20 protein-coding genes and 1 pseudogene are annotated in these 25,923 nt (G+C 38.1%); 17 read left to right on the forward strand and 4 right to left on the reverse strand.

Annotated features, from left to right (window positions below):
- The first annotated feature begins 5 nt into the window (after positions 1-5).
- The 10 genes from C8E03_RS07150 (at position 6) to C8E03_RS07190 (ending at position 13,538) form a co-directional block, all read left to right on the forward strand.
- A complete protein-coding gene (locus C8E03_RS07150) occupies positions 6-2,849 on the forward strand; it encodes a phage tail tape measure protein (RefSeq protein ID WP_110290640.1) in 2,844 nt (947 codons plus the stop codon).
- 2 nt (positions 2,850-2,851) lie between these two features.
- On the forward strand, positions 2,852-3,214 hold the full coding sequence (locus C8E03_RS07155; protein ID WP_110290641.1) for a hypothetical protein: 363 nt from the start codon (positions 2,852-2,854) through the stop codon (positions 3,212-3,214).
- 16 nt (positions 3,215-3,230) lie between these two features.
- Entirely contained in the window at positions 3,231-5,048 is a 1,818-nt protein-coding gene (locus tag C8E03_RS07160) for a hypothetical protein (RefSeq protein WP_110290642.1), read from the forward strand.
- 10 nt (positions 5,049-5,058) lie between these two features.
- Positions 5,059-6,450: a hypothetical protein gene (locus tag C8E03_RS07165; protein WP_110290643.1), complete on the forward strand. Its 1,392-nt coding sequence runs from the start codon at positions 5,059-5,061 to the stop codon at positions 6,448-6,450.
- 77 nt (positions 6,451-6,527) lie between these two features.
- On the forward strand, positions 6,528-6,941 hold the full coding sequence (locus C8E03_RS07170; RefSeq protein WP_110290644.1) for a phage holin family protein: 414 nt from the start codon (positions 6,528-6,530) through the stop codon (positions 6,939-6,941).
- Entirely contained in the window at positions 6,928-8,421 is a 1,494-nt protein-coding gene (locus C8E03_RS07175; RefSeq protein ID WP_110290645.1) for an N-acetylmuramoyl-L-alanine amidase, read from the forward strand. Before C8E03_RS07170 ends, C8E03_RS07175 begins: the two co-directional genes overlap by 14 nt.
- Positions 8,422-8,618: 197 nt before the next feature.
- Positions 8,619-10,331, forward strand: a complete 1,713-nt coding sequence (locus tag C8E03_RS07180; protein WP_110290646.1) for a recombinase family protein — start codon at positions 8,619-8,621, stop codon at positions 10,329-10,331.
- Between the two features lie 814 nt (positions 10,332-11,145).
- A complete protein-coding gene (locus C8E03_RS21920) occupies positions 11,146-11,304 on the forward strand; it encodes a hypothetical protein (RefSeq protein ID WP_170122927.1) in 159 nt (52 codons plus the stop codon).
- Positions 11,285-12,727 carry a hypothetical protein gene (locus C8E03_RS07185; RefSeq protein ID WP_110290647.1) on the forward strand — a complete coding sequence of 481 codons (1,443 nt, stop codon included), beginning with the start codon at positions 11,285-11,287 and terminating at the stop codon, positions 12,725-12,727. The genes C8E03_RS21920 and C8E03_RS07185 overlap by 20 nt, the downstream gene beginning before the upstream one ends.
- A gap of 37 nt (positions 12,728-12,764) precedes the next feature.
- Positions 12,765-13,538, forward strand: a complete 774-nt coding sequence (locus C8E03_RS07190; protein WP_110290648.1) for a hypothetical protein — start codon at positions 12,765-12,767, stop codon at positions 13,536-13,538.
- A gap of 486 nt (positions 13,539-14,024) precedes the next feature.
- Here the strand turns inward: C8E03_RS07190 and C8E03_RS07195 are convergent, their stop codons facing one another.
- The 4 genes and pseudogenes from C8E03_RS07195 to C8E03_RS07210 all read right to left on the reverse strand — a co-directional run.
- Positions 14,025-14,252: a transposase domain-containing protein gene (locus tag C8E03_RS07195; protein WP_242993429.1), complete on the reverse strand. Its 228-nt coding sequence runs from the start codon at positions 14,250-14,252 to the stop codon at positions 14,025-14,027.
- A 173-nt stretch (positions 14,253-14,425) separates the two neighbouring features.
- Entirely contained in the window at positions 14,426-14,878 is a 453-nt protein-coding gene (gene def / locus C8E03_RS07200; protein WP_094379274.1) for a peptide deformylase, read from the reverse strand.
- Positions 14,865-15,113 carry a helix-turn-helix transcriptional regulator gene (locus C8E03_RS07205; protein ID WP_094379272.1) on the reverse strand — a complete coding sequence of 83 codons (249 nt, stop codon included), beginning with the start codon at positions 15,111-15,113 and terminating at the stop codon, positions 14,865-14,867. Before C8E03_RS07205 ends, def begins: the two co-directional genes overlap by 14 nt.
- A gap of 118 nt (positions 15,114-15,231) precedes the next feature.
- Positions 15,232-15,320, reverse strand: a pseudogene (locus tag C8E03_RS07210) (DUF3852 family protein); the annotation flags it as partial.
- 303 nt (positions 15,321-15,623) lie between these two features.
- Between C8E03_RS07210 and C8E03_RS07215 the strand changes: the two are divergent.
- The 7 genes from C8E03_RS07215 (at position 15,624) to C8E03_RS07245 (ending at position 25,858) form a co-directional block, all read left to right on the forward strand.
- On the forward strand, positions 15,624-17,411 hold the full coding sequence (locus tag C8E03_RS07215; RefSeq protein WP_242993437.1) for a sensor histidine kinase: 1,788 nt from the start codon (positions 15,624-15,626) through the stop codon (positions 17,409-17,411).
- A complete protein-coding gene (locus C8E03_RS07220; RefSeq protein ID WP_110290649.1) occupies positions 17,399-19,024 on the forward strand; it encodes a response regulator transcription factor in 1,626 nt (541 codons plus the stop codon). Before C8E03_RS07215 ends, C8E03_RS07220 begins: the two co-directional genes overlap by 13 nt.
- 2 nt (positions 19,025-19,026) lie before the next feature.
- A complete protein-coding gene (locus C8E03_RS07225) occupies positions 19,027-20,313 on the forward strand; it encodes an ABC transporter substrate-binding protein (RefSeq protein WP_110290650.1) in 1,287 nt (428 codons plus the stop codon).
- Between the two features lie 159 nt (positions 20,314-20,472).
- Complete coding sequence (locus tag C8E03_RS07230) at positions 20,473-21,801, forward strand: ABC transporter substrate-binding protein (protein ID WP_094379263.1); 1,329 nt, start codon at positions 20,473-20,475, stop codon at positions 21,799-21,801.
- Between the two features lie 106 nt (positions 21,802-21,907).
- Positions 21,908-22,798 carry a carbohydrate ABC transporter permease gene (locus C8E03_RS07235; RefSeq protein WP_110290651.1) on the forward strand — a complete coding sequence of 297 codons (891 nt, stop codon included), beginning with the start codon at positions 21,908-21,910 and terminating at the stop codon, positions 22,796-22,798.
- On the forward strand, positions 22,798-23,667 hold the full coding sequence (locus C8E03_RS07240; RefSeq protein WP_094379259.1) for a carbohydrate ABC transporter permease: 870 nt from the start codon (positions 22,798-22,800) through the stop codon (positions 23,665-23,667). Before C8E03_RS07235 ends, C8E03_RS07240 begins: the two co-directional genes overlap by 1 nt.
- 70 nt (positions 23,668-23,737) lie before the next feature.
- Positions 23,738-25,858, forward strand: a complete 2,121-nt coding sequence (locus C8E03_RS07245) for a glycoside hydrolase family 36 protein (protein WP_110290652.1) — start codon at positions 23,738-23,740, stop codon at positions 25,856-25,858.
- Positions 25,859-25,923 lie beyond the last annotated feature (65 nt).

The following is a 25,923-nucleotide window of genomic DNA, read 5'->3' on the forward strand; positions in this document are numbered from 1 at the left end:
ATCGCATGGCCAACCGCATACAGGGTATCACGGTGGAAATCGGTGGCGATACCACCAAGCTAACCACCGCATTAAAAGGTGTGAATTCGGAAATCCGAAACACCCAATCCCAGTTAAAGGATGTGGAGAAGCTCTTGAAGCTGGATCCGCATAATTCAGAGCTTCTGGCGCAGAAGCAGCGGCTTCTGACAGATGCCATCGGGGAGACAAAAGACAAGCTGGAAGCGTTGAAGTCTGCCCAGCAGCAGGTACAGCAGCAGTTTGAGCGAGGCGAGATTACCAAAGACCAGTACGATACCCTGCAGCGGGAAATCATCGAAACCGAACAGAATTTAAAAGACCTGGAAAAGCAGGCAAAGGAAACGAATACCTCCCTGTCAGGATTTACACAGGCAGCAGAGAAAATTGGGAAGTTCGGTGATGTGGCTACTTCCGCCGGAAAGAAGATGCTCCCAGTTACCGCAGCCATTACTGCGGCCGGCGGGGCATCTGCCAAGATGGGGATGGATTTTGAGGATGCCATGGCGAAAGTGAATACCATTGCGGATACCACAGAGGTGCCCTTATCGGAACTGGAAAAGGCGATTCTTGACCTGTCCAATCAGACAGGAATTAGTTCCACGGAGATTGCCGGTAATGTCTATGATGCTATTTCTGCGGGACAGAAGACCGGAGATGCGGTCAACTTCGTTTCCAATTCGACTAAACTGGCAAGGGCTGGTTTTGCGGATGCGGGAAGTGCCCTGGATGTCCTGACTACCATCATGAATGCCTATGGTTTGGAGGCATCTGAAGTGAACCATGTATCCGATGTGCTGATTCAGACACAGAACCTTGGTAAGACCACAGTTGGGGAGTTGTCCTCTTCCATGGGAAAAATTATTCCTACTGCGAAAGCTAATGGTGTGGCATTGGAACAGGTGGCGGCAGGGTATGCGATTATGACATCCAATGGTGTGGCAACCGCAGAATCCACTACCTACATGAACTCCATGCTGAACGAGCTTGGAAAATCCGGCACGAAGGTGTCGGACACCTTAAAAGAGAAAACAGGAAAGTCCTTTTTGGAACTGATGCAGGAAGGAGCCAGCCTTTCCGATGTACTGCAGATTATTTCTGACAGTGCAAAGGAGCAGGGACTGGCTTTTGGTGATTTATGGGGCAGTGCAGAAGCAGGAAAAGCCGGATTGATTCTGCTTGGGGACAGTGCGGCAGCCTTTAATGGAACCTTGGAACAGATGCAGAATTCTACCGGGGCAACGGAGACAGCTTTCGGGAAACTGAACACCAACTCCTATACTATCCAGAAGGCATTAAACCAGTTAAAGAACACATCCATTGAACTGGGTTCTGCCATTATGAGTGTACTGTCTCCGATCATTATGGCACTGGCGGAGAAAATTCAGGCATTTACTACATGGTTTTCCGGGCTGTCAGATGGTACCAAAAAGATGATTGTAATCATTGCAGGTATTGTGGCGGCTGTCGGTCCGGTACTGATTATCATAGGTAAGATTGCCACTGGAATCAGTGCGGTGATGAGTCTGGCTGGCATGATAGCACCTGCCATTTCTGCTTTGATTCCGGTCATTGCCAGTGTGGGTGTACCAATCCTGGCTATTATTGCTGTGATAGTGGCAGTAATTGCCATTGGCAAGTTATTGATTGCTCACTGGGATGAAATCAAGGCTGCGTGCATCAGTATCTGGAATGCAATAAAGGAGTTCTTTACTGGGCTGTGGGAGAATATTCAGCAGACAGCCAGTGCAGCCTGGACAGCGATTTCCCAGTTCTTCTCCACCATCTGGACGGGAATCACCACAGTGGCACAGACCATCTGGAATGGGATTGCCACATTTTTCTCCGCTTTGTGGGAAGGTATCAAGAACCTGTTCCAGACCGTGTTGACGGTAATTTCAACCATTGTCACTACCTACTTTAACATTTATAAGACTATCATCACCACAGTGCTGACAGCAATCCAGACCATTTTCACTACAGTTTGGAATGCCATCAAGGCAGTGGTCACAACAGTGGTTACGGCGGTGCAGACATTCCTTATTACGACATGGACTACGATTCAGACAGTTATTACCACCGTTCTGAATGCGATTCAGAACATCGTTTCTTCGGCATGGATTGGTATTAAAAATGTAATAACCACGGTCATGAGTACGGTACAGAATGTGGTAAGCACAGCCTGGAATGCTGTGAAGAATACGGTATCTACGGTGCTGAATGCCATCAAAACCGCTGTTACAAATATTTTCAATAACATCGTAAACGGCATCAGCAGTTCCATGAGCAATGTATACAATGCCGTAAAAAATGGGTTTGAGAAAGCGGCCGGGTATATCAAGGGACTTGCTTCCAGTGCCTGGAACTGGGGCGTGGATATTGTCAATGGAATCGCAGACGGTATCCGTAATGCCGTTGGAAATGTGGTGGATGCGGTCAAGAGCATAGCGGACAAGATTGCGGCATTCCTCCATTTTTCCGTACCGGACGAAGGACCGCTTACGGAATATGAATCCTGGATGCCGGACTTCATGGCGGGGTTAGCAAAGGGCATTGAAAAGAGCCGGGGGTTAGTGGAAAACGCCGTGAAAGGCGTGGCTTCCGATATGGTGGTCAGCCCACAGGTACGTACTGCAGATATGATGGCACAGCAGGCGGCATCTACTAATTCTATCAGTCACTTGCTTTCCGGCATTAAGGATTCGGTAAGCGGAATCACTATGGGCGGTGCGGGAACCATCTGTATCCCGGTGTACATTGGCGGTACTTTGCTGGATGAAGTGGTGGTCAATGCACAGAACAGGCAGAATCTCAGATCAGGAGGGCGGTAAATATGGCATTCGTTCAATATCTGACCTTTGACAGTGTGCCGCTTCCCATGCCGGATTCCTATGAAGTGGAACTGTCCGATGTGGAGGCGGATACCGGAGGGGAAACAGAAGCCGGAACTACGCAGAGAGATGTGGTGAGGAGCGGGGTGGTGACCATTCCGGTTTCCTTTTCCTTAAGTCCCAAGTGGGTAAAGGTCACAGCGGAGTTTCGCAGGAAGACTAAGATAACCGTGGAGTATTTTGACACAGAAACACTGGATATCCGTAAGACAGAGATGTATATAGAGGGTTATAAAGCAAGCCTGGTGAAAGACACCTCCTACAAAGGCTTATGGACGGTATCTTTTACATTGCGGGAATTCTAAGGAAGGTGGTGTTTTCATGTATCCGGCAAGCAAAGCCTTTTTACAAACGGTGCAGGAGAACACCCGGAAGTTCTGCTGGACTGGGAAAATTACCACAAAAGCAGGCATGGAATATACCTTTATCAATGAGGACATTGTCAAAGGTTCCGGTTATATTACCAGCCAATGCTGCGGAAGTACGGAGATAGAAATTGGAACGGTGTATGCAGCGGAACTGGGAATCACGCTGCTTTCCGGGATTGACCGCTATATTTTGGAGGGTGCCGAAATCAGAATGAGTTTTCACCTGGAAGTGTCCGATGGTGTGTACGAGGAAATCCCTATGGGAATCTTTGAAATCAGTGAAGCAAACCGCACCATACGCTGTCTGGAAATCAAGGCATATGATTATATGCTTCGGTTTGAAAAAAGCTTCAATGGGTTTGAAACGGCAGGAAATGCCTATGCGTTCCTGGCTTTGTGCTGTAAAGCATGTAACGTGGAACTAGCGCACACCCAGGCAGAGATAGAAGCCATGCCCAATGGCTCAGAGCTGCTGTCAGTTTATACGGATAATGACATTGAAACATACCGGGATGTGCTGTTCTATGTGGGACAGGTGCTTGGCGGGTTTTTCTGCATCAACCGGGAAGGAAAGCTGGAGCTTCGCAAATATGGGAATCAGCCTGTGATGACAGTATCTGACAGGCAACGGTTTTCCAGCAGCTTCTCTGATTTTATTACTCGGTATACCGCAATTAGTTCCACGAATATCAAGACACAGATTTCCGAGTATTACGCATTAAAGGCGGACGATGGTTTAACTATGAACCTTGGCGTGAATCCCCTTTTGCAGTTTGGATTGGAAGAAACAAGAAAAACATTGCTGGAAAATATACTTACAGATTTGTCTATTATCCGTTATGTTCCTTTTGATTCGAATACCATCGGCAATCCGGCATTGGATTTGGGAGATGTTCTGGTGTTCTCCGGCGGTCATGCAGATGAAAATCAGTTAGCCTGCGTCACCGGATATCAGGTAAAAATCAACGGAAAACACTCCCTGAAATGCGTAGGGAAGAACCCAAGACTGGCGCAGGCAAAGTCTAAGAATGACAAGAACATTTCCGGACTGCTGAACCAGATTGTGGCAGGGAAGATAGGAATCCATACCTTTACCAATGCTTCGAAATATGTGGTGAATGATACAGATGTGAAGATTATCAGCATTGAGTTTGCGGCGGCAGAGGAAACCCATGTGCAGTTCTTTGCCATTGTACTGGTGGAAGTAACAGCGGATATGAAGGAGCAGACGGGAACGGCAGCAGGAACCATAGTGGTTCCTATTTCATCGCAGGACGAAGATGGAAAGGAAATCACACAAGATATTTCTGTAAATGTAGAACTGCCGGTCACGTTTTCAGCAGACGGGAAGGCAGCAGTATTTGTGAAGTACGAATTCAACGATGAGGAAATTCTGACTCATTATCCGGTAGAGAACTGGGGCAGCGGTAAGCATGTACTGCCGTTGTACTACCCAATCGAAAATCTGATTCCGAACTTCACAAATACGTTCAATGTGTATCTGAGAATGGAAGGCGGAAGCGGAACCATAGAAACGGGAGGCTGCATCGCTTCCATCAGCGGACAGGGCATGGCGGCGGCTCTGGCCTGGGACGGAAAGATTACGATAGAGGAAACCATTTCTGCATTCCAACTTGGAGCAGGGTTTTTGGTCAAAGATTTTACAGAGTCCATCGGCATAGAGACTATGGTATTGGTGCAGAGGCAGATGGCTGACAGTATGGGCAGGATTTCCATTGGCGCATTTGGCTTACCAGTGGATACCAGTTAAGGAGGTTGTAATGAAGTTAAAAGGGACGATGTCATTGGAACTTACGGATGTAAATACCGGGGAAGTGAAAACAGTGAAAGAGGAAAACATGATTACCAATGCCGTGAATCACATCTTTGGTTTGAATCCGCTGGGGGTTTTTTATGAGGCAGCAGTCAGCATTGACGGGATTGAATGGAATAAAGGGTTACTTCCCATCTGTCCGAACATGATTGGAGGGATCCTGCTATTCTCCAAAGCACTGGACGAGAATGCAGATAATATCTATTCCTCTTCGAATAACCTGCCAGTTGCCTATGCTTCCAACAATGTGAATTCTACGGCAAATGTGGCAAGGGGAAGTTTGAATCTGACGGAGAGTAAGACACTGGAGAATGGCTACAAGTTCGTATGGGAATTCACACCAAGCCAAGGGAATGGTACGATTGCAGCGGCAGCATTGACCAGTGCACAGGGCGGGACAAATGCCTATGGGAACCTGGTAGATGACAGCAACACCTTTTTGCAGTTAAAGAGTGTGGATATCGGCAGTCTGTCCAATGAAAAGCAGTTGGTGCTATTTGAAACTGTGGAAGTGGATTTTGAGAATGATCTGCTTTACTCGATTACTTATCAGGATTCTGCTGTGCGGATACGTAAAGTCCTTGTTCCCATTTTCAGCATCGGACTGAATGAGAAACTGGATGATACAACTTTTACGGTATTGGAGGATCAAGTAATCCAGACCACTACCTTTCGCTTATTAGGAAAGTATACACTCTATGGAGAATTTTTAGATGGTGCTGATGGTTACTGGTACGGATTTTCCAATGAGGGAAATTCCTCCGGCAATGCTGCCATGGTGTGGGTAAAAATCTCAAAGACTGATTATTCCATAACGGAGGGTGAATGGGTACTTTCCAATGCATTGCTTATAGATGTGGGAAACCGGGATGAGAGCGGTTCTTACCCGGAGCGGGTTTTGAAATGCTGTATGCGGAAGGGATATCTGTATGTTATGGCAAATAATAAAGAAGGTGTATATAAGATCAATACGGCGAATTCTTCTGATGTAACATTGATTAATTTAGGGTTCACTTCAAAATGGAAACCGCTTTGTGGCACAGGAACCTGCGAGGTTTATATGATCCTGATTGGTGATTTGATTATCGGAGGGGATTTCCAGATTACGATTGATGACAAGGTTATCCAAACTCAGGGGAGCGCAAGGCTCAATGATGCGGCAACGCCGCTATTCCAGTACAAAAACTTCCTGCTGGGCTGGGGTGGAAGCTACGGTTCCGAATACCGGACCATGTACCTGCTGACACCTTATCTGGCATCTATTAATAATCTGTCTTCGGCAGTGGTGAAGACAGTAGATAAAACCATGAAGATAACATACACACTGACACAGGAATGAGGATATTCCAAATCACAGTAGCTGGGCAGCTTTCGGGCTGTCTTTTTTGTGCAGAAAAATAAAAGGAGGGCAGCACGATGAAGGATGTTGCAAACACGATGCAGTATGTTTTTGCCGCCATGGGCGGTTCACTTGGAGCAGTACTGGGCGGTTTTGACGGGTTTTTGTATGCACTGATTGTTTTTGTTGTAGTGGATTATATGACCGGAGTGATGGTTGGGATTTTAAATAAGGAACTTTCCAGTCAGATTGGTTTCCGTGGGATTTTCAAGAAGGTGGTGATTTTTTCACTGGTGGCGGTAGCACATATCATTGACACTTATGTGATTCAGAACGGAAGCGTCCTGCGGACAACCATGATTTTCTTCTATCTGTCTAATGAGGGGATTTCTATTCTGGAAAATGCCGCTTTGATTGGGCTTCCCATTCCAAAGAAGATAAGGGATGTCCTGGAGCAGTTAAAGGAGAATGAAAATCATGAAGATAAATAGGAGTTATGTGTCATCTAATAACACTTACAACGTAAATAATCCGCAGTATATCGTAATCCACAATACTGACAACTTCCGTGCCGGAGCGGATGCCTTAGCTCATGCCAAAGCACAGTTTAATAGGAACTTAAGCACCTCTGTCCATTATTATACGGATGATAACGACACGGTATACCAGACAACTGCTCATGACCATGGATGCTGGCATGTAGGGGTAAATTATGGCGGGCGGCTGTTTGGACCCGTGAACAACAAGAATAGTATCGGTGTGGAAATGTGTGTGCAGGCAGGGTATGACTTCAATAAGGCGTTTGCAAATACTGTGGCATTTGTTTGTCAGTTGATGGAAGAAACCGGGATTCCAGATGAACGGGTATTACAGCACTATGATGTGTGTGCCAAGAACTGCCCGTCACAAATCCGGGGAAAGGGTATGTGGGAGGAGTTCAAGCGGCAGATTCAAAGCGGTGGTTCTGGTGATAATGAGGCTAAATCTTCCTATTCAAATATCATGGGAAACACTATTGCAGCCGCAGAGCAGATGCAGGAGTATATTAAACAGAAAAATCTGCAGGCGACACGGTCCGTTCTGGAGATGATTCCGCTGTATTTGTCAGAAGGAGCAGAGGAAGGTGTCCGGGGAGACATTGCCTTTGCACAATCATGCCTAGAGACAGGTGATTTTGGTTTTACGCAGTCAGCGGTGACTTTGGAGCAGAACAACTTCGCTGGAATGGGTGTGGTGCAGAATGGAATGAAAGGGCTGTCCTTTGACACACCACAACTTGGTATCCGTTGCCAGATTCAGCATTTGAAAGCTTATGCGTGTACAGACGCTTTGGTAAACAAAAATATCGATCCACGGTTTCAATATGTGACAAGAGGCTCTGCACCTTATGTGGAATGGCTGGGTATCCAGGAGAATCCACAGGGCAAGGGATGGGCGGCAGGAGCCGGATATGGCAGTAAGATTCTTTCTATTTTGAAGAACATTATCGAGGAAAGCGGCAGTGCAGTACCGGCAAGCGGTGCAGACCAGCGCATCAACCCGTTATCCGGTTATGTGAACGTGTTTTATAAAGGAAAAGACGGACTGAATATGCGAACTGCTCCCTGTATGGGGAACAACGTGAGCCAGGTCGTATATGATGGTATTTATACCGTTGTGGGTATCAGTGCAGATGGAAAGTGGTATAAGCTGAAATCGGGTCATTTTATCACGACAGGGAAAGATTATGTGCAGTTTATGGAAAGTTTACCTGCAATGTCTTCTTATATGATAAAGGTCACTATTCCGGATTTGAATATCCGAAAAGGCCCTGGAACCAATTATGCTAAAACGGGTAGATTCACGGGGACTGGTGTGTTTACTATCGTGGAAGAGTCAGGCGGGCAGGGAGCAACGAAGTGGGGACTTCTAAAGCCCTACCAGAAGAACCGGGATGGGTGGATTTCTCTGGACTATGTTACACGGATTTAGGTACCAGCAGATCTGCGGTGAGATTGGAATAAATGAGATGGAAACTGGAGATTTGCTTGACTTTATGAGCGTTCAGAGGGATTAATAGACTATCAAAACTAAAGGAGTTCTTATGATTATGGTGGTTGCTAAAAAACAGACTTTAATTGAGCATGTTTCAAATAGAAAGACTATCAAGATGAGAAGGAGGGGAACGCATGAGAATCAGAAAAGTTGCAATTTATGCAAGGGTATCAACAGAACATGAAGCACAATTGTCAGCACTGGAAAATCAGGTACAGTATTATGATAATCTGCTTAACACGCATCCTGACTGGATACTTTATAAATATTATATTGACGAAGGGATAACTGGAACCTCTATCAAGAAAAGAAAGCACTTTTTAGAAATGATGGAGGATGCTAAAAAGGGAAGGTTTGATTTAATCGTAACAAGAGAAGTTTCCAGATTTGCCCGTAACACCGTAGATACACTTCAGCAGACCAGACTATTAAAGAGGATGGGAGTTGAAGTGTATTTTACTGAGGACGGAATTTGGACACTCAATGATGAGGATGGAGAATTGCGGCTTACAATTATGGCGACTCTTGCACAGAATGAGTCAAAGAAAACCTCTACCCGTGTAAAGGCTGGACAAATGGTATCCTTTCAGAATGGTGTCATTTACGGTAATGGAAATGTGATGGGTTATGACAAGATTGGGAAGGAGTATGTTATCGATGAAGTCCAAGCTAAAGTAGTCCGAAAAATTTATAATATGTACCTTGCAGGAGAGGGATATCAGAAAATCAAAAAGCAGTTGGAATATGACCATGATTTGACAGCAATGGGAAAGAGTATTTGGAGCTTTTCAGCAATTAGCAGCATTCTGAAAAATAGGCTCTACTGTGGGCAATTGGAGTATCGCAAGGAATATGTACCGGATTATTTGGAACAGAAAAGAGCACCAAATAATGGAGAAGTTGAAAAGGTTATTGTGGAGGGAAGGCATCAGCCGATTATTTCAAAAGAAGAATTTGAACGGGTACAGAAAATTATGGAGCAGAAAAGTCCCATGATTAAGCGATATCATAAGAATAAAGGGGTATATTCCAATGACCTATGGAGAAGAAAGCTTCGATGTAAATGCGGTCATTCTTTTTTAAAAACCAAGTGGCACGTAAAAAAAGAGATTACTACTTATGCCTATAAATGTTATTCACAAAATGCCACCGGAACCGTATCAGCAAGGAAAAAGAGGGGATTAAGCATTGAAGGAATCTGCCCGATACCGATGGTACAGGATTGGAAGCTCTTTACGATGGCACAATCGGTTTTTCACGCAGTCTTTGATTGCAAGGAGGATACAATCCAGACAGCAGAAGAAAAATTGGGAAATGGTATTGTGGATACGGAAAAAGTAGATATACTTAAGGACAAAGTAGATACGGAAGAAAGGCTGAAAAGGGAACGGGATCGCTACAATGTGCTTTTGGAAATGCGGATGAATAACGAAATTCCCAAGGAAGTCTTTTATGCAAAGCGTGAGGAAGTAGAAAGCAAGATAGCCGAATTGGAACGATTGCTTATCCAGTATGGGGATATCAAAGAGGCTACAGCAGAGGATGTGGCGGATAAGCTGAAAAACTTAACCCAGGTGCTGGAACAGGGATTAGAGCTTGAAAATGGTGAATTTCCTGAAAATGCTATTAACAAATATGTCTATGGGGTAAAGGTTTATGAAGAGCACTTTGAATGGATTCTTAATTTACAGGTCGGAGCGGAAGAGGAGGCTGATCATGTCGATACACCGGTTTATTTCAAGACTATCACGGTGACCCCGGATGACCAGAGGCGGTGGTTTAAAGCGCATCCGGCATGGTCTAAATCTAACAAGTACGAGGATTTGAAAGTAAAGATTTATATTTAAGAGAAATGCAGAGTTGGGGATTGTCAGAAATGGCAGTTCCTTTATTTTATTATGCATTTTTAAAAATTGGAGTTCTTGGCAGATAAATTTCACCCATTTGCCCAAATAGGTGGGGTAAAATTCCATTACCCCGGGGTAATTAGTCCACTCCCAAACACCACCGCACAGGCGGCATTGAATAATAAATAAGAGGGGACATTTGCCAAGAGATTGGCGTAGGTTTCTCTAAAATAAATAAGGAAACCCTTATATTAGCTGGAAAGTTGATATGAGGGTTTCGCTATTTTTGTCCTTTTAGTTAGTTCTTGTGGTCGCATTTCTAATTCTCCGTATAATACAATTACATTCAATGTTTTCTACTTTTATCTCACTTCGCCTCATTCCAGAACAGCGTGATATACCTTGTAATATTGTCCTAAGTCCTGTGTACCTGTGTCCTCAATTGCAAAACAAAATGTCCGATTGGTCGGGAAAGTGGTGGAAAAAGTTAAAAATAAATATAGAGATTCTTGGTGTACAAAAGAATCAAAATTCGGCTTTCAAATTCATTTAACGACTTTCAAATTCAGCTTAAAAATACATTTAAGGGAAATTTCAAGATCACTTACAAAATGTGAAATTCGTTTACAAAACGGGAAGGTCGGATTACATTTCAACCTCCAATTAAAAAAACTGTCCATTCACGCTTTCAAATAGTCTATTCACGTTTTTTTCTGTAAATTAATGGTATATAATGATATATTTTAGCTATAAGCTATTCATGTTGTAGCTTTGAAAATAACTGTAAATATTTTATTAAGAAGGGTGGAGTTAAATGAGAAAGAGTAAATTTGTAACAAAGATTTTAACATTAGCACTTTTGATAACTTTATCAAGTAGTATGCTAGTTAACGCGGCATCAGCTTCTAGTTCTGAAGAGGAAAGTACAGCGGTAACTAATAACGAAATACTAAATGAAAAACAGCCATTCTGAAGAATTAGAACCAGAAGATATTTCATCTTTAGAAGCAAATGTGATGGACCGTGAATACACTGGTGGTGAATTTTCGGTTTCAGACGCGACTATAGCAGCTTTATCTGGTGAAGAAGCTAATGTTGATGTATTATATAGCACTGAAGCTAATGTTGATGTACTATATAGTACTGAAGCAAATGAAGCGGACGTATCTAGTGATGAACTAGAAACATCATCTAATACGGAGCCTAATAAAGCTTATATTGTAACGAATGATACTATCGTCAATGAGACAATTGGGGTTGCGGGAGAAATGAGATGGTACGCGTTCGTACTCAATGAAAAGAGTAAGGTAACAATTAATCTTCAAATGGTTGAAGCATTAGATGCTGATTTGTATCTATATTCGCTTAATAAAGAAACATATCAATTAGAATTAATAGACGGTAGTGCTACAGAAGGAGTGGGTGTTACTGAATACTATAATAATACCTTAGAAACAGGTACCTATTTTTTTGCAGTAGGTGGGTATGAAGGTACTGGAAATTTTGCTTTTGCTTACTACCAGAGTACTGCAGATGTAGCCAATGAGCCAAATGATACCATAGCTACGGCAACAAACGTTTCATTTGATACAAATGTTTCGGGTGTTATTGATAATCCAAGCGATGCAGATTTTTATACATTTACAGTAACAAATCCTATAGTTTTGAGTTATTCAATTTCTACATCAGATAATTATAAATTGGTATATGCAACACCATCTGGAACGAGTGCTGTAGCTTATCCTATAGATGGTTTGCTACACCTTATGCCTGGTACATACTATTTTGGCGTATATAGTCCAAATGGAAACTATTCAGCAACAAGCACTTATACAGTGAATTTTAAAAAGGTAACCGAACTGGCTAATGATAGTTCTGCAAATTTTTTAGGTGTAAGTGCAAAAGCAGGAATCGTGTTCCAATCCAATTCAACAGGCTCTAAATGTTATGTAAATGGAAATCCGATTGATATAAATTACTCTTATATTAATAAACTTTCTAATTCAGCTGGATCACAGTCATATGATATATCATTGGAAGATAGAGATGATGTTGTGGTTTATTTGAAGGATGTATATTATGAAAAGCCTTCAGCTGTATACTATTTAAAGTCTACAAGACCAAATATAAAGATTGAAAGTAAACCAGTTTTAAAGTTAACCTTTTATTCTTCATCAGATTTTTATAAAATACACTGTGTATGCTCAGGGGATTATAAAGAAAATACTTTATGGAAGGATATGAAGTATGTAACAGTGTTAATTGATCCGGATACAGGAAAATTAGTGGATATTAGTGATTTTAATTATTTTTATGACTTTGCACCAGTAGGTTCAAATTCCATAACGACTACGAACTCATATACAATGAAATTCAATTATGAAATGACAGAATAATAGTTTTAGCAATATAATAAAGTTAAGGAGGATATTTATGAAAGTTCAAGCAAATGGTGCAACATCTACTTTAATTTGGAACCAATTTTCGCAAAATGTCGAAAATAACAAGCAGGAAGTTTGGAAACAAGAGGACTTGGATGGAAATCCAGTACAGGTTACTATTACTAAAGAAGGATTAGATAGTTTAAGAAATAGTGTTGACGAGATTGAAGGCGAGCAAACTTATGAAGATTTTGACAAAATGAAAGATATTTGGTCTAAATTGGAAATAAACTTATATGCAAAATATAATAACGAGATGATATCCTCACATAGTAAATCAAAGAGTCAATCTGATGATGGCAGCATAAAAAGTAATATCTATAACTCTGTTTATAATAGCTTAGACTACTATGGAAACAAGTATGATGAAATTGTAAAAGGGTATGAAAATGGTACCAGAGAAATCTGGGTTACTGATCAAAATAGTGAATTAGGCTATCGTAAACTAACAAAAGAAGAAGATTTGGATGCTCTAGATAAAGTGTATGAAAGAAATGCAGAATTTCAAGCAACAAGTGCCCTATTAGAGCCAATAGCAAAAAAAGCCAAAATTTATACTATGCAACAATTAGCAGATGTTCGTGGATATAAAATGAGTAAGGCAGATACTGTTGAAGAGGAACCGATTGAAAATCTTTATGAACGAATGATGGAAAGCAGAAATGCTTTTAAAATTGGGTACTCCGCGTTTTCTACACAAGATAAAGTACAACAAAATATCTCTGCACTCGTTAATCAAATATTCAGCAGTCATTTTACTAATTAATGTAATTATTGAAAAATATTAGATATTACAAAGATTTTATTTAGGATATAGTCTATATAATGATATAGTATTAATGAAACATATAAATTAAATTTTAAATTCATTGCTCACCACTGAACCACAGCAGCTCAGGCGGCACTTAACAATAAATAAGATGAAACATTCGTTGAGTATTCGACGTAGTTTTCATTAAGAATAATTAGGAACCCCTTATATTGACTAGAAAGTTGATATATGGGGTTTTTCAGTTGAGATAATAGTCAAGTAGAGGAAGAAGAGTTTCAATTGCTTTATGAAATAGGCAACAAGAAAGACGATAAACAACGTTTTTGTTTTGGAAATGATGATGATATAAAAAGGGTTACCTATAGAATTTATTATGAATGGGCGGAATAATGCACAAAAGTATTAATGGAACTAATTGTAGTTCATACACTTATTTGGCAAACGTCAATCCATCCGCTTGACGATAAATTTAACGCCGCATTATGAGCGGCGTGGTTTCCTGCATTCCTTTGGAATACTATTTGACCATGGCATCAAGTAATCCAGTTTAGCGGGATCAATATTTCCTTTTTGATTACAGTGTTTTGGCAACTCTGTGAGTATGTATTTGAAGTAGTTGTATGGATGAAGATTATTCAGCTTGGCAGTTTCAATAATGCTGTATACTAATGTACTGCCATTGGCTCCTTTTGCGGTGTTATGAAACATCCAGTTTTTCTTGCCTAGACAAAATGTTCGAATAGAATGCTATGAAGCTGAATTATCGATAGGGACATCCACATCTGTCAGAAAAACTCTTAAATACGATTCGTAAGTCTTGCAACAGGTATTCATTCACAATAAACAACCTTATATAATCTTAAATTTTAATACAAATAAATTTACTCTAAAAACTCAATTACCTTATCTAGAAAAACCTCGCCATCCAAATGCTCGATTTCATGGCAAAAACATTTTGCCATTTCTCTTTCACCAGTTAAAATGATTTCCTCTCCATTTTCATCAAGTGCTTGAACCGTGACCGACTGTGGGCGAATCGTTTTTCCAAAGCGCCCCGGATAACTCAGACACCCTTCGATACATTCCTGGACACCGCTACTCCCAATAATTTTAGGGTTCACTAGTTTTAAATGCTTATCATCAAAGTCGATTACTACAAGCCGACGCAAGACCCCCACTTGATTAGCCGCTAATGCTGCACCATTAGGAGTTATGTGAAGTGTATCCATCATATCTTCCAAAAGACTACGGATATGATCATCCACGACAGTAACCTCCTTGCATCTTTTTGTTAGTATTTCATCACCATCAAAACGAATCTCACGAATTGCCATTATGATCCCTCCTGCTTCTTTCGGAACGTGATTTTTTAGTGCTTTCTTCAAATAAAAAAACTTCTTCAATTGCACATCCAAACGCCTGAGCAATGTCATATGCAATCCAGATAGATGGCTCAAACTTCTCTGTCTCAATGGCATTGACAGCCTGTCTAGATGTGCCTATTAGCTCACCCAATTGCTCCTGTGTCAGCCCTTTTTGCTCTCGCAGTTCCTTAATACGATTTTTCATAAGTCCATTTTTCTCCTTGTGCTACGCATAAAGTAATGTTAACCTTACTTTTATTTTATCAGCAGTCGCTGCAAGTGTCAAGTTAACATTACATTTTGTTAATGGCTAGTAAAGGTTTCTACATTCCTAGCACTTGCCAAATATACAAAGGCGCAGTCAAGGTAAACACAAGACATTCGAATAAATTGCCGGAGCCAGCCATTCAAATGTTGTTATCGGTATGGTTGATACAGGGGGAGATATTACACATCCTGATAGGGTCAGTAATTTTTTTGGTTAAAAAAACTTAGTACTCCAAAAAAATTGCAAAAAGCACTAAAGTGGAATATATGTATATATTTGCGAAATATCAGTAACTATGCCTATTATAAACTAGTAGAATGCACTAAAATATGATATGATAGGATTAATAATGAAGATTGTAATATAATAAAATTTTAACTATATATGAATGATATAAGAATTGCATATTTAAAGGCGAGATAGATTTGGAGGTATATTTTTTTGAAGATGCGAACTAAGATACTATTATTTTGCTTGGGAAGTACGTTGTGTGCGTTAATTATACAAACAATCCTTTTTAAAGATGCCTCCTCTAAGTTGATTTACAACCAAGCAAAAGAGGAAAGCAATCATTCTTTACAATATATGCAAAATGAAATTTATACTTTTATAAAATCAATGGAAAGCCGTTTAATCAATATATATAGCGAAGAAGAATTTGAACAGAGTCTGAAAAGTAAAATGTCAATTAATGACCTTAGGCAAGATAATCATCGTTTAGCCTATGATTTTGTGACGAAGAACTTTGAGACTTCTAAGGGCGTTGTAGCGCTCTATATTTATAATATTAATAATGAGATAATTAGTACCTATCGGCGAGCGGTTACACCGAAACATAATTATCCCACGGACATTTATGAGGATATAGAGCAATATAATTCGCAGAAAGTTTTGGATTATATTTCTTCAGATGATACCACTATGTTGATATCCAGTTATTATAATCGATATCGTGAAACAGATATGATACGTTTTGTGTTAAAAATATATGATAATACCAATTTAAATAGTAAAATAGGTTATATCGTATGTGATGTTGACAGTAAGGTATTAAAGAATATTATGGTGAAATACTGTGATCAGAAAGAAATGTTTATGTGGCTGCAACCAATGGGAGACAGACAAATTCTTTCGGTTGGTACACTAGAAGATTTTGATCAAAATTATTACGAAAGCAATATCGAGCAGATTCAAGCAGGTGAGATGAAAGATAAAACAGATCTTGTAGAAGGACAGCATGTTCTTTTTTTAGTAGAGCAGGATAAATATAATCTGAGTGCTTATTCTATGATGCCTCAAGATCTGCTAAAACAGAATCAAAAAGTTTTAACACAGAACTTAATCGTAATTGGATTTACAATGAGCATTTTAATTACATTGTCCTCAATTTTGTTTTCTGGGGGATTAACAAAACGATTAGAGTTATTAACACAGACAATTGCAAAAATTAAATTAGGCAATACACATCAAAGAGTAGAAGACAGTAAGAATGATGAAATTGGGAAACTTGGACATGACTTCAATGAGATGTTAGACAAGATAGAATACTTTATTGGTCATGAATATGAAACTAAGCTGTTACTCAATAAGGCAGAGTATAAAACGCTACAGTCACAGATTAATCCTCATTTTTTGTATAACACATTGGATACGATGAGTAGCATTGCCAGTATACAAAATTGCGCTGTTGTAAGTAATTTGTGTCAATCTCTTTCTAATATTTTTAGGTATAGTTTGGATATGAAGCATTCGTACTCCACTGTGGCAAAGGAATTTATACATTTGAAAAATTACATTTATGTTATGAATGTAAGAATGGTGGATGAAGTGGAATATCGATTTGACATTAGCGATGAAGTTCTACAGGATTCCATACCTCGTATTTCAATACAGCCGTTAGTAGAAAATGCTTTGAATCATGGTTTGAGGAATAAACGCGGTATTAAGAAAATCGAAGTAAATGCACTTGAACTAGACGGAAAGCTTCAAATAACTGTGAAGGACAATGGAGTAGGAATGGATGCAGAGGAAATGAATGCAAAACTGGCTAAAAATAGTAAAGATGCGGTGGAAAGCGGAAGTTCAATTGGTTTATATAACATAAATGCAAGAATGAAAATGCTTTATGGAGAAGAATATGGACTGCATATTGAAAGTGACATACATCATGGAACTAGTGTTTATTTGACCATCCCTAGAGTAAAAGTTGAAGAGGTGGAAACATGGCAAAAATAATATATAAAGTATTGATTGCAGATGATGAATATTGGACTAGAGAAAAATTGAGAACCATGATTGATTGGAAACAATACAATATTGAATTTTTAGAGCCTGCAGTAGATGGAGAGGATGTTTTAAGGAAAGTAAAAGAAAATACACCAGATATTTTAATTACAGACATTAATATGCCTTTTATGAATGGTGTAGATTTGATTAAAATTTTAAAGGAAGAGTATACAGATATTATAATTTTTGTAATTAGTGGTTATGATAATTTTGATTATGTAAAATCAACTTTGCTAGCTGGAGCAATAAATTATTTATTAAAACCAGTTACAAAAATAGACTTAGTAAATTCACTTTCTAAGGCATTAGAAATAATAAGTAATAAAAGGCAGAAAGAGAAAAAGCAGGAAGAACAAAAAAATGAAATATTAAAAGCATCTTCCTTTATTCAAGACCGTGAATTAAGTCTGCTTGTAGAAAAAGAAGAGACAGCGTATTCGCCAACAATTATGATGAATAGTAAAATAGATTTTGCTGGTTGTAGTTTAATATTAATTAAAATTCATAATCTTAAGGAATTGATGATGCAGTATCATTATGACATGAATCAGCTATCTTATTCCATAAAAAAGAAAATAAAGGATGTAACTAGATATGAGAATTTACTTATTTTCAATCATATCTTTCGTTCCAATGAATTTATAATTATCACGGAGCTTGAAGAGTCAAAATTGAGGATCATGGCGAACCAAATACTAAATTATTTTAAGGTATACCAAGAGACATTAATCAGTATTGTAATTAGTGAACATTCGTATTCAATTGAGAGTATTCATACTGCTTATATAGAGACTATAACGATGCTGATGACACGTAAGTATATGAAAAATAGTGTCATGATTTTATGTGAGAAAGATAATTCTTCTATAAAAAGCGATGTAAACAACCAAATGTCAGAAGAACTAGAAAACAAATTAAAGAATTTGTTAAGGACTAGAAATCAATCAGCAGTAAAGAAACTCATATTTGAAACAGTTGGGTTAAGATATTGTGATATCAACGGATGGAGTTTTTTGGAAGTAAAGCAGACGGTCAAACGTGTATGCAATGTATTTGTTGATTACATTTCCGAAGAAAAGTCCCCCAGAAAGATAATCGATATGGAAAATATGATTGACTTAGCAATTAAAACGGTAGAAAATTTGGTGGTAGAAAATTTATGTGAAGTACTAGAAGAGATGATTGATACGATAACAGATTTGAAGGTAGAAGCGGAAATCGGTTCTATTCGAAGCGTAGTTAAATTGTGCGTAAAGTATATCGACAATAACTTTTTTGAAGAATTGACACTAACCTCATTAGCAAATAAATTTAATGTTGAAAGTTCATATTTTTCAAAAATATTCAGGCAGGAAATTGGTAGTAATTTAATGTTATATATTGCTCAAAAGCGTATTGATAAAGCAAAAGAATATATGATTGATTCTAAAATTAATTTAACAGAAATTGCATTTATAGTAGGATATGATGATTATACTTATTTTAACCGTGTATTTCGCAAAATGACAGGAGTAAGCCCTAGAGAATATAGGAATAAACTCAAGAAGTGTCAGGAGGATTAATATTGAAAAAATTAGCAAACTGGATTGTTGCTATATTATTCATTATATGTATGTTCTGTATTATGCGTTATTTACAAAATCAAAATCTAACAAGTGTGGAAAGCGAGACAAATGAAGATGTTATTACGATAACAGTCCTAGCTGGTCAATCAAGTTCAGATGCAGGAATCGAAGATATGATTGATGAGGCTTTGGCTGAAAAATTTCCCAATGTACAATTGGAATGGGAATGTGTGGATTGGGGAGAAAAATTTGATACTCAAATGCAAGTACGAATTGCGGCTGGTGATATACCTGATATAATGGTTGGAAAAGCTCAGGATATAGAAACTTATGCAGCAGAAGGCAATCTGGCACCAATTTCTACAAATTGTACAAAAAGAATAAAGGAGGAAGCATTACAGTCAGTAAAAAAAGATGGAGTAGTATACGGTCTTCCGTACAATGTACTCTATCAGGGAGTAATCTATAATAAAAATATTTTTGAGCATTATGGCTTAAAACCTCCAACGACCAGAAAAGAGCTTGAAGATATTGAATTAATATTAGAGAAAAATCAAACAACGCCTTTTGCAGCCCATTTTTGGGAAAGCTGGATGGTTGGTAATATGACAATGCAATTTTTTATGAACGATATTTTTAGAGATAGACCAAACTGGGGAGATCTATTTCGAACAGGAGAAGAATCGTTTTTTAATAACAATCAAATGAAAGATTGCCTATTGCAAAATCAAAACATTTTAGCTCATTCATGGGACGATGCTATGATGATTGATCAATATGAATGTGATCAGCGTTTTTTTGAAGGAGAGGCAGCAATGTACTTGACTGGATCATGGTCATTGCAATTGATTAATCAATATAATGAGAATCTAAATCAGGAGTATGGAATATTTCCCTACCCTAATCAAAAAGGTAATTCAAATTTACTACGAGAGACAAATATGACTTTTATGAAAAGTAGTACTACACAATACGATGATTTAATTGACCAGATATTGGAAGAATTAGTTACAAATGAAGAGCTGATTCAAGATATACTGGATTTTACGCAAGCATTTTCAACGATTAAGGGTATTGAATCAAAATATCAAAGATGCATTGAAGAGGATGTTAATTGGTATGAACAAAATAATCAAGTGATGGATGTGTCGACAGGTAACAAAGAGTTGATATGGTCATTTCAAAACGATTTGGCAGTGAAACAGCAGGAGTGGCTGCAGGGCAAGATAGCATTAGAGGATGTGCTTCATTATGCAGATGATCAACGAATGGAAAGTAGTCAATAGAAAGGCTAAAAAATAGGTAAGACCTCTTATATTCAAAGCAGTTGTACTATCTCTAAATAGTACAACTGCTTTTTTCTAAATAATCCTATTTACAAATCCAATTGAGAGATAAAATTAGAGTATCTATAAAACATTTATGAAAAAGAGAGGGTAAAATCTATGAAAAAGAAAAAAATTTTCAGCTTGCTATTAGTAGCAACAATGACTTCATCGATGTTGTCAGCATGTTCTTCCAATTCCCCAAATACCACCGATGATTCAACTGTAGAAACGACAGAAACATCAGAATCAACAGAAGTTACAACAAAATCTCCGGATGAATTAGTTACGCTTACTGTATTAGCAGGACAATCTTCAACGGATGCTGGTATTGAGGACATGATTGATGTGGCATTAGCAGAAAAATATCCTAATATTAAGTTGAATTGGGAATGTGTTGACTGGGGAAATGATTTCCAACCAAAGATGCAGCAATATATGCAATCAGGATTACCAGATATTATGATTGGTAAAGCACAGGATATAAGAACATATGCCCCCCAAGGTATTCTCGGAGAAATTGATAGCACCTATACTAGCAGAGTATTAGATGCGGCAAATCAAAGTGCTGCATATAATGATAATGTGTATGGTGTTGTATTTAATGCGTTGTACCAAGGCGTTTATTATAACAAGGATATGTTTAAGGAAAATAATTGGACGATTCCTAAAACATTGGATGAATTGCAAGTGATTATAGATGATTGTAATGCAAAAGGAATTGTACCATTTGCCAGCCACATGGTTGATACTTGGTCAATTGGTAATGTAACCATGCAGTTTGCAATGAATGATGTATTTAACAAGGAACCTACATGGGGTGATAAATTCAGAGCAAATGAAGTATCATTTTCCACTAGCAAAGAATATCAACAGGCATACCAATATAATAAGTTAATATTTGATAATACGTTTCCTGATACCTTTTCAACAGAGCAGACAGATTGTGACGCTAAGATGGTATTAGGTGAGGCGGCGATGAAGGTATCTGGCTCATGGTCAATACAAAACTTTTTAGATATTAATGAGGATTTTGATTTCGGAATTTTTCCTTTCCCGAATCAAACGGGAGATTCAAAGCTAATCTTTGAACCAAACCTTACAATCATGACAAGTGCGGCAAGTAAGAACCAAGATGCTATTAATTGTGTTTTAGACTTATTAACAGGTGATAAAGATTTGGCAACAGAGATTTATGACTATACAAGGACAGCATCAATGTTAAAGGATGTAACACCTACTTTTATCAATCCAAGTCAAGAAGATATTGATAAATATGCATCAGATGGAATGATTGTAGATGTAACAATAGGTAATAATCAGCTTACTTGGGGTGGATTCCAGGAAGAAAATGCAAAAGATATTGCAGCATGGTTACAAGGTGATATAACATTTGAGGAAGCATTGAAGTGTTCGGACGACAGAGTAGCAGCAAGTATTGTTAATTAAGAATCGTTTTTATTTTAATGGGGTTGCAAGACAATTTGGCAGCCTCATTATATAAACTGAAAATAAGAATAAAAGGTTCAAGCCTTTCATATGAGGAGACGATAAAATGAGCAAACAAAACAAGACAAATTATAATAAAAATATGTTTAGGCAGTACCTTTTATTAGTATTACCTGGATTCATTATATTTACAATAGGACTAATTATTCCTATGTTTATGGCTATAAGATATTCATTTACAAGCTGGAATGGTATGACACAGGATAAGCCATTTGTAGGCTTACAAAATTACATCAGCCTAATGAGAGATTCTGAATTTATAGATGCTTGGTGGTTTACTCTGCGGTTTACTTTTTTTAATACTATCATTCAAAATGTATTAGCATTATTATTTGCAGTTGCACTTGATCGGGGGATTAAAGCACAAAAACTGTATCGAACAGCTTTTTTTATTCCATGTTTAATTAGTTCCGTAATTGTAGGATTTGTTTGGCTTCGTATGTTTTCTAATGTTCTTCCGGCGATCAATGATTTGTTTGGAACCCATATTAACTTTTTATTATTTGGAGATGGAAGTACCGTGCTGTCAGGACTTTTAATTGCAAATAACTGGCAGTGGATGGGATACTGGATGTTGATTTATCTTGCTGGGCTGCAATCAATTCCAGCAGAACTATATGAAGCAGCAAAAGTTGATGGAGCAGGTGCAATTCGTTGTTTTTCTAATATTACTTTGCCTATGCTGGCACCAGCAATTACGATATGCGTGGTAGGCATTACAACAGGATCGTTAAAAGTATACGATTTATTGGTATCTTCTACAAAGGGAGGACCAGGAAGAGCTTCCACTTCAATTATATTCAAAACCTATTCAACAGCGATTAGTGGACGTAAATATGGCTATGGTTCAGCAATGTCAGTGACATTAGTTTTGGTTCTTTTAATAGTTGCGCTCGTACAAGTAAAGGGATTGAAAAATAAGGAGGTGCAAGCATAGTGGCATTCAATAATAAGAAAGATAAAGATCAAATATCAAAGCAGCCATATACGATGGCGACATTGCTTGTTCAGTTAGTTATGACAATTATGGCAATACTGTTTATAATACCAATAGTTATTGTTATCAATTATTCTTTTAAAACTAAAAAGGAATTATATTTAAGTAATCCACTGTCATTACCACAAAGTTTTAATTTAGAAAATTATAAAAAAGCATTTGATAAATTAAATATGGTAACTACTTTTACCAATACATTTTTATATACTTTACTTAGTGTTGTAATATTAGCTGTTTTGTGTGGAACAACGGCTTGGGCAATTGCTAGATGTAAACATAAAATTTTCAAATTTTTTTATGTCTATTTTATTATAGGTATTTTAATTCCTTATCAAGCATTATTTTTACCAATTTACATTATAGGATTCAAACTTCATTTGACAAATACAAGATTTGGAATTATCTTTATGTATATTGCTACTGCAATTTCTTTTGGCGTATTTTTGATGACAAGTTTTATGTCAACAGTACCAATTAATCTTGAGGAAGCAGCTAGAATTGATGGGTGTTCGATCATTCGAACCTATTTTTCAATCGTACTTCCAATGTTGAAACCGGCGATGGCAACATTAATTATTATGCAAGCATTTCAAATCTGGAACGATTATCTGCTAGCAAGTTTATTTGTAAGTAAAAAACAATTAAAAACGCTTACTGTGGCAATTCAATCTTTGTTTTCAGCACAATCAAGTGATTATTCAACTGCGATGGCTGCTATTATTATATCGGTACTTCCGATCGCTCTATTATTTATAAGTTTACAGAAGTATTTTATAAAAGGAATGACGGTAGGTGCGGTGAAAGGTTGATGAATGGAGAAAAACATAACAAAATGATTTTTAGGTAGTTATAATACCGTGCGGTATATTGGAGGTAAAAATGAAAGTTATATTATTGAACGAATACCTTTTTGGAGATATGAAGGTTATGTATTTTATTGACAATGAAACAAAAAATGTTGAGTTGATGCTCGTCCCGATTGACACACAGATTGTTAATTGGGATGAGAAGAAGCAAAGTGTGGATTCCCTAGTACAGTTAAAAATTGTTGGTGACACTTATCTTGGCGGTTATGCCGGTGGTGTAACGATGCGGCAAGGTGAGTCTACTACACTGTTAAAATATAAAGAGCAAAAATTTAATTCAATGGAAGAGAAAGATCAAATTATTACTACCTTAAAAGATGATAGAGGCTATGAAGTAAAACATTATCTTACCTGGTATAAAAATAGTAAAAGTTTGAATACCTTTACTAAATTTTATAATAAAAGTAGTGATATTGTGACATTGGAAATGATTTCAAGTTTTTCAATTGGAGGTATTACTCCGTTTACGACAGGAGATGCTTATCATACATTAAAAGCATATAGATTGCGTAGTGTATGGAGTATGGAAGGACGGTTGGAAACAAACACGATTGAAGACTTTCAATTAGAACCTTCTTGGGGAGGACATGCGGTTCGTTCGGAGCGATTTGGCCAGGTCGGTTCTATGGCAGTGAATCATTATTTTCCATATCTTGCAATTGAAGATACCCAAAACGATATATTTTGGGGAGTTCAGTTAGCGCACAATGCTTCCTGGCAAATGGAACTATATAGAAAGGATGATGGATTATCCATTTCTGGAGGTTTGGCAGATAGGGAATTTGGTCATTGGATCAAGCAAATAGCTGTGGGAGAGCAATTCATAACACCTAATGCCATTCTTTCCGTGTGTAAAGGTGGTGGTATTGATAAAATATCGCAAAGACTAACATCAGAAGGAAATCGATTATTCGATAACGAAGTAGATCGTGAGAGTAGTTTACCGATTATTTTTAATGAATATTGTACAACATGGGGTTGCCCTTCTCATGATAATATAATGGGGATTTTAAATGCAATTAAAGGCAAAGGATTTGAATATTTTGTAATTGATTGTGGATGGTATAAAGAAGCAGGAGTACCGTGGGATATTTCTATGGGTGATTATGTGGTATCTAAGGATTTATTCCCTCATGGAATGGATAAAACAGTAGAAGCAATTAGAAATGCTGGCATGTTGCCTGGCATTTGGTTTGAAATTGAAACGGTGGGTTCTGCCTCGAAAGCGTACCAAAATGATGAACATTTATTAAAAAGAGATAATAAGACCTTGACCACAACTATGAGGCGATTTTGGGATATGAGAGATCCTTGGGTAGAAAAGTATTTAACGGAAAAAGTGATTAAAATGTTGCAAAAATATAATTTTTCCTATTTAAAAATCGATTATAATGATACGATTGGTCTGGGATGTGATGGCGCAGAGTCAATGGGAGAAGGATTGCGTCAGAATATGATGGCTTCTTACGAATTTATTAATAAAGTAAAGAAAGAAATTCCTGGTATTCTATTAGAAAACTGTGCTTCAGGCGGACACCGCTTGGATCCTTTGATGATGAGCATTTGTAGTATGGCATCTTTTTCGGATGCTCATGAATGTGAAGAAATACCTATCATAGCTGCAAACTTACATCGTGCTATTTTACCAAGGCAAAGCCAAATATGGGCAGTAATTCGAAAGGATGATTCCTTAAAACGTATTGCATATTCGATTGCGAACACTTTTTTGGGAAGAATGTGCTTATCTGGTGACATAATGGAATTAGAAGAAGAACAGTGGAATGTCATTGATCGTGGTATTGCATTTTATAAAAAAATAGCACCCATTATTCGAGATGGATATACGTATCGATTTGGACCTGAGATTTTAAGCTATCGACATCCGATAGGTTGGCAGGGAATTCTAAGAAGTGGAGAATATGGTGATGCATTTGCATTATTCCACGTTTTTGATGGTGACTTGGAGAATAAGTATACGATTAATATTCCTACAGAGTTTGAATATGAAGTGGAAGAGGTATATTCGGATGGTGCAGTTGAAATTGAATTGCAGGCAAATAAATTATCTTATAAACCAACAGAAAATAGGAAAGCAGTGGCGGTTTATTTAAAGAGAAATGATTGTTTTGTATGAGAGGATAAATGAAATCAATCATAAGTGGATAGGAAAGTTGAATAAGTGAGTGAATGCAGATAAAG

The sequence above is a fragment of the Lachnotalea glycerini genome, from assembly GCF_003201285.1.
Taxonomy (GTDB): Bacteria; Bacillota; Clostridia; order Lachnospirales; family Lachnospiraceae; genus Lachnotalea; species Lachnotalea glycerini.

Coding starts and splice junctions, on each gene's coding strand:
- C8E03_RS07150 (WP_110290640.1), top strand. CDS start 6: ATGGCCAACCGCATACAGGGTATCACGGTGGAAATCGGTGGCGATACC.
- C8E03_RS07155 (WP_110290641.1), top strand. CDS start 2,852: ATGGCATTCGTTCAATATCTGACCTTTGACAGTGTGCCGCTTCCCATG.
- C8E03_RS07160 (WP_110290642.1), top strand. CDS start 3,231: ATGTATCCGGCAAGCAAAGCCTTTTTACAAACGGTGCAGGAGAACACC.
- C8E03_RS07165 (WP_110290643.1), top strand. CDS start 5,059: ATGAAGTTAAAAGGGACGATGTCATTGGAACTTACGGATGTAAATACC.
- C8E03_RS07170 (WP_110290644.1), top strand. CDS start 6,528: ATGAAGGATGTTGCAAACACGATGCAGTATGTTTTTGCCGCCATGGGC.
- C8E03_RS07175 (WP_110290645.1), top strand. CDS start 6,928: ATGAAGATAAATAGGAGTTATGTGTCATCTAATAACACTTACAACGTA.
- C8E03_RS07180 (WP_110290646.1), top strand. CDS start 8,619: ATGAGAATCAGAAAAGTTGCAATTTATGCAAGGGTATCAACAGAACAT.
- C8E03_RS21920 (WP_170122927.1), top strand. CDS start 11,146: ATGAGAAAGAGTAAATTTGTAACAAAGATTTTAACATTAGCACTTTTG.
- C8E03_RS07185 (WP_110290647.1), top strand. CDS start 11,285: ATGAAAAACAGCCATTCTGAAGAATTAGAACCAGAAGATATTTCATCT.
- C8E03_RS07190 (WP_110290648.1), top strand. CDS start 12,765: ATGAAAGTTCAAGCAAATGGTGCAACATCTACTTTAATTTGGAACCAA.
- C8E03_RS07195 (WP_242993429.1), bottom strand. CDS start 14,252: ATGTTTCATAACACCGCAAAAGGAGCCAATGGCAGTACATTAGTATAC.
- def (WP_094379274.1), bottom strand. CDS start 14,878: ATGGCAATTCGTGAGATTCGTTTTGATGGTGATGAAATACTAACAAAA.
- C8E03_RS07205 (WP_094379272.1), bottom strand. CDS start 15,113: ATGAAAAATCGTATTAAGGAACTGCGAGAGCAAAAAGGGCTGACACAG.
- C8E03_RS07215 (WP_242993437.1), top strand. CDS start 15,624: ATGCGAACTAAGATACTATTATTTTGCTTGGGAAGTACGTTGTGTGCG.
- C8E03_RS07220 (WP_110290649.1), top strand. CDS start 17,399: ATGGCAAAAATAATATATAAAGTATTGATTGCAGATGATGAATATTGG.
- C8E03_RS07230 (WP_094379263.1), top strand. CDS start 20,473: ATGAAAAAGAAAAAAATTTTCAGCTTGCTATTAGTAGCAACAATGACT.
- C8E03_RS07235 (WP_110290651.1), top strand. CDS start 21,908: ATGAGCAAACAAAACAAGACAAATTATAATAAAAATATGTTTAGGCAG.
- C8E03_RS07245 (WP_110290652.1), top strand. CDS start 23,738: ATGAAAGTTATATTATTGAACGAATACCTTTTTGGAGATATGAAGGTT.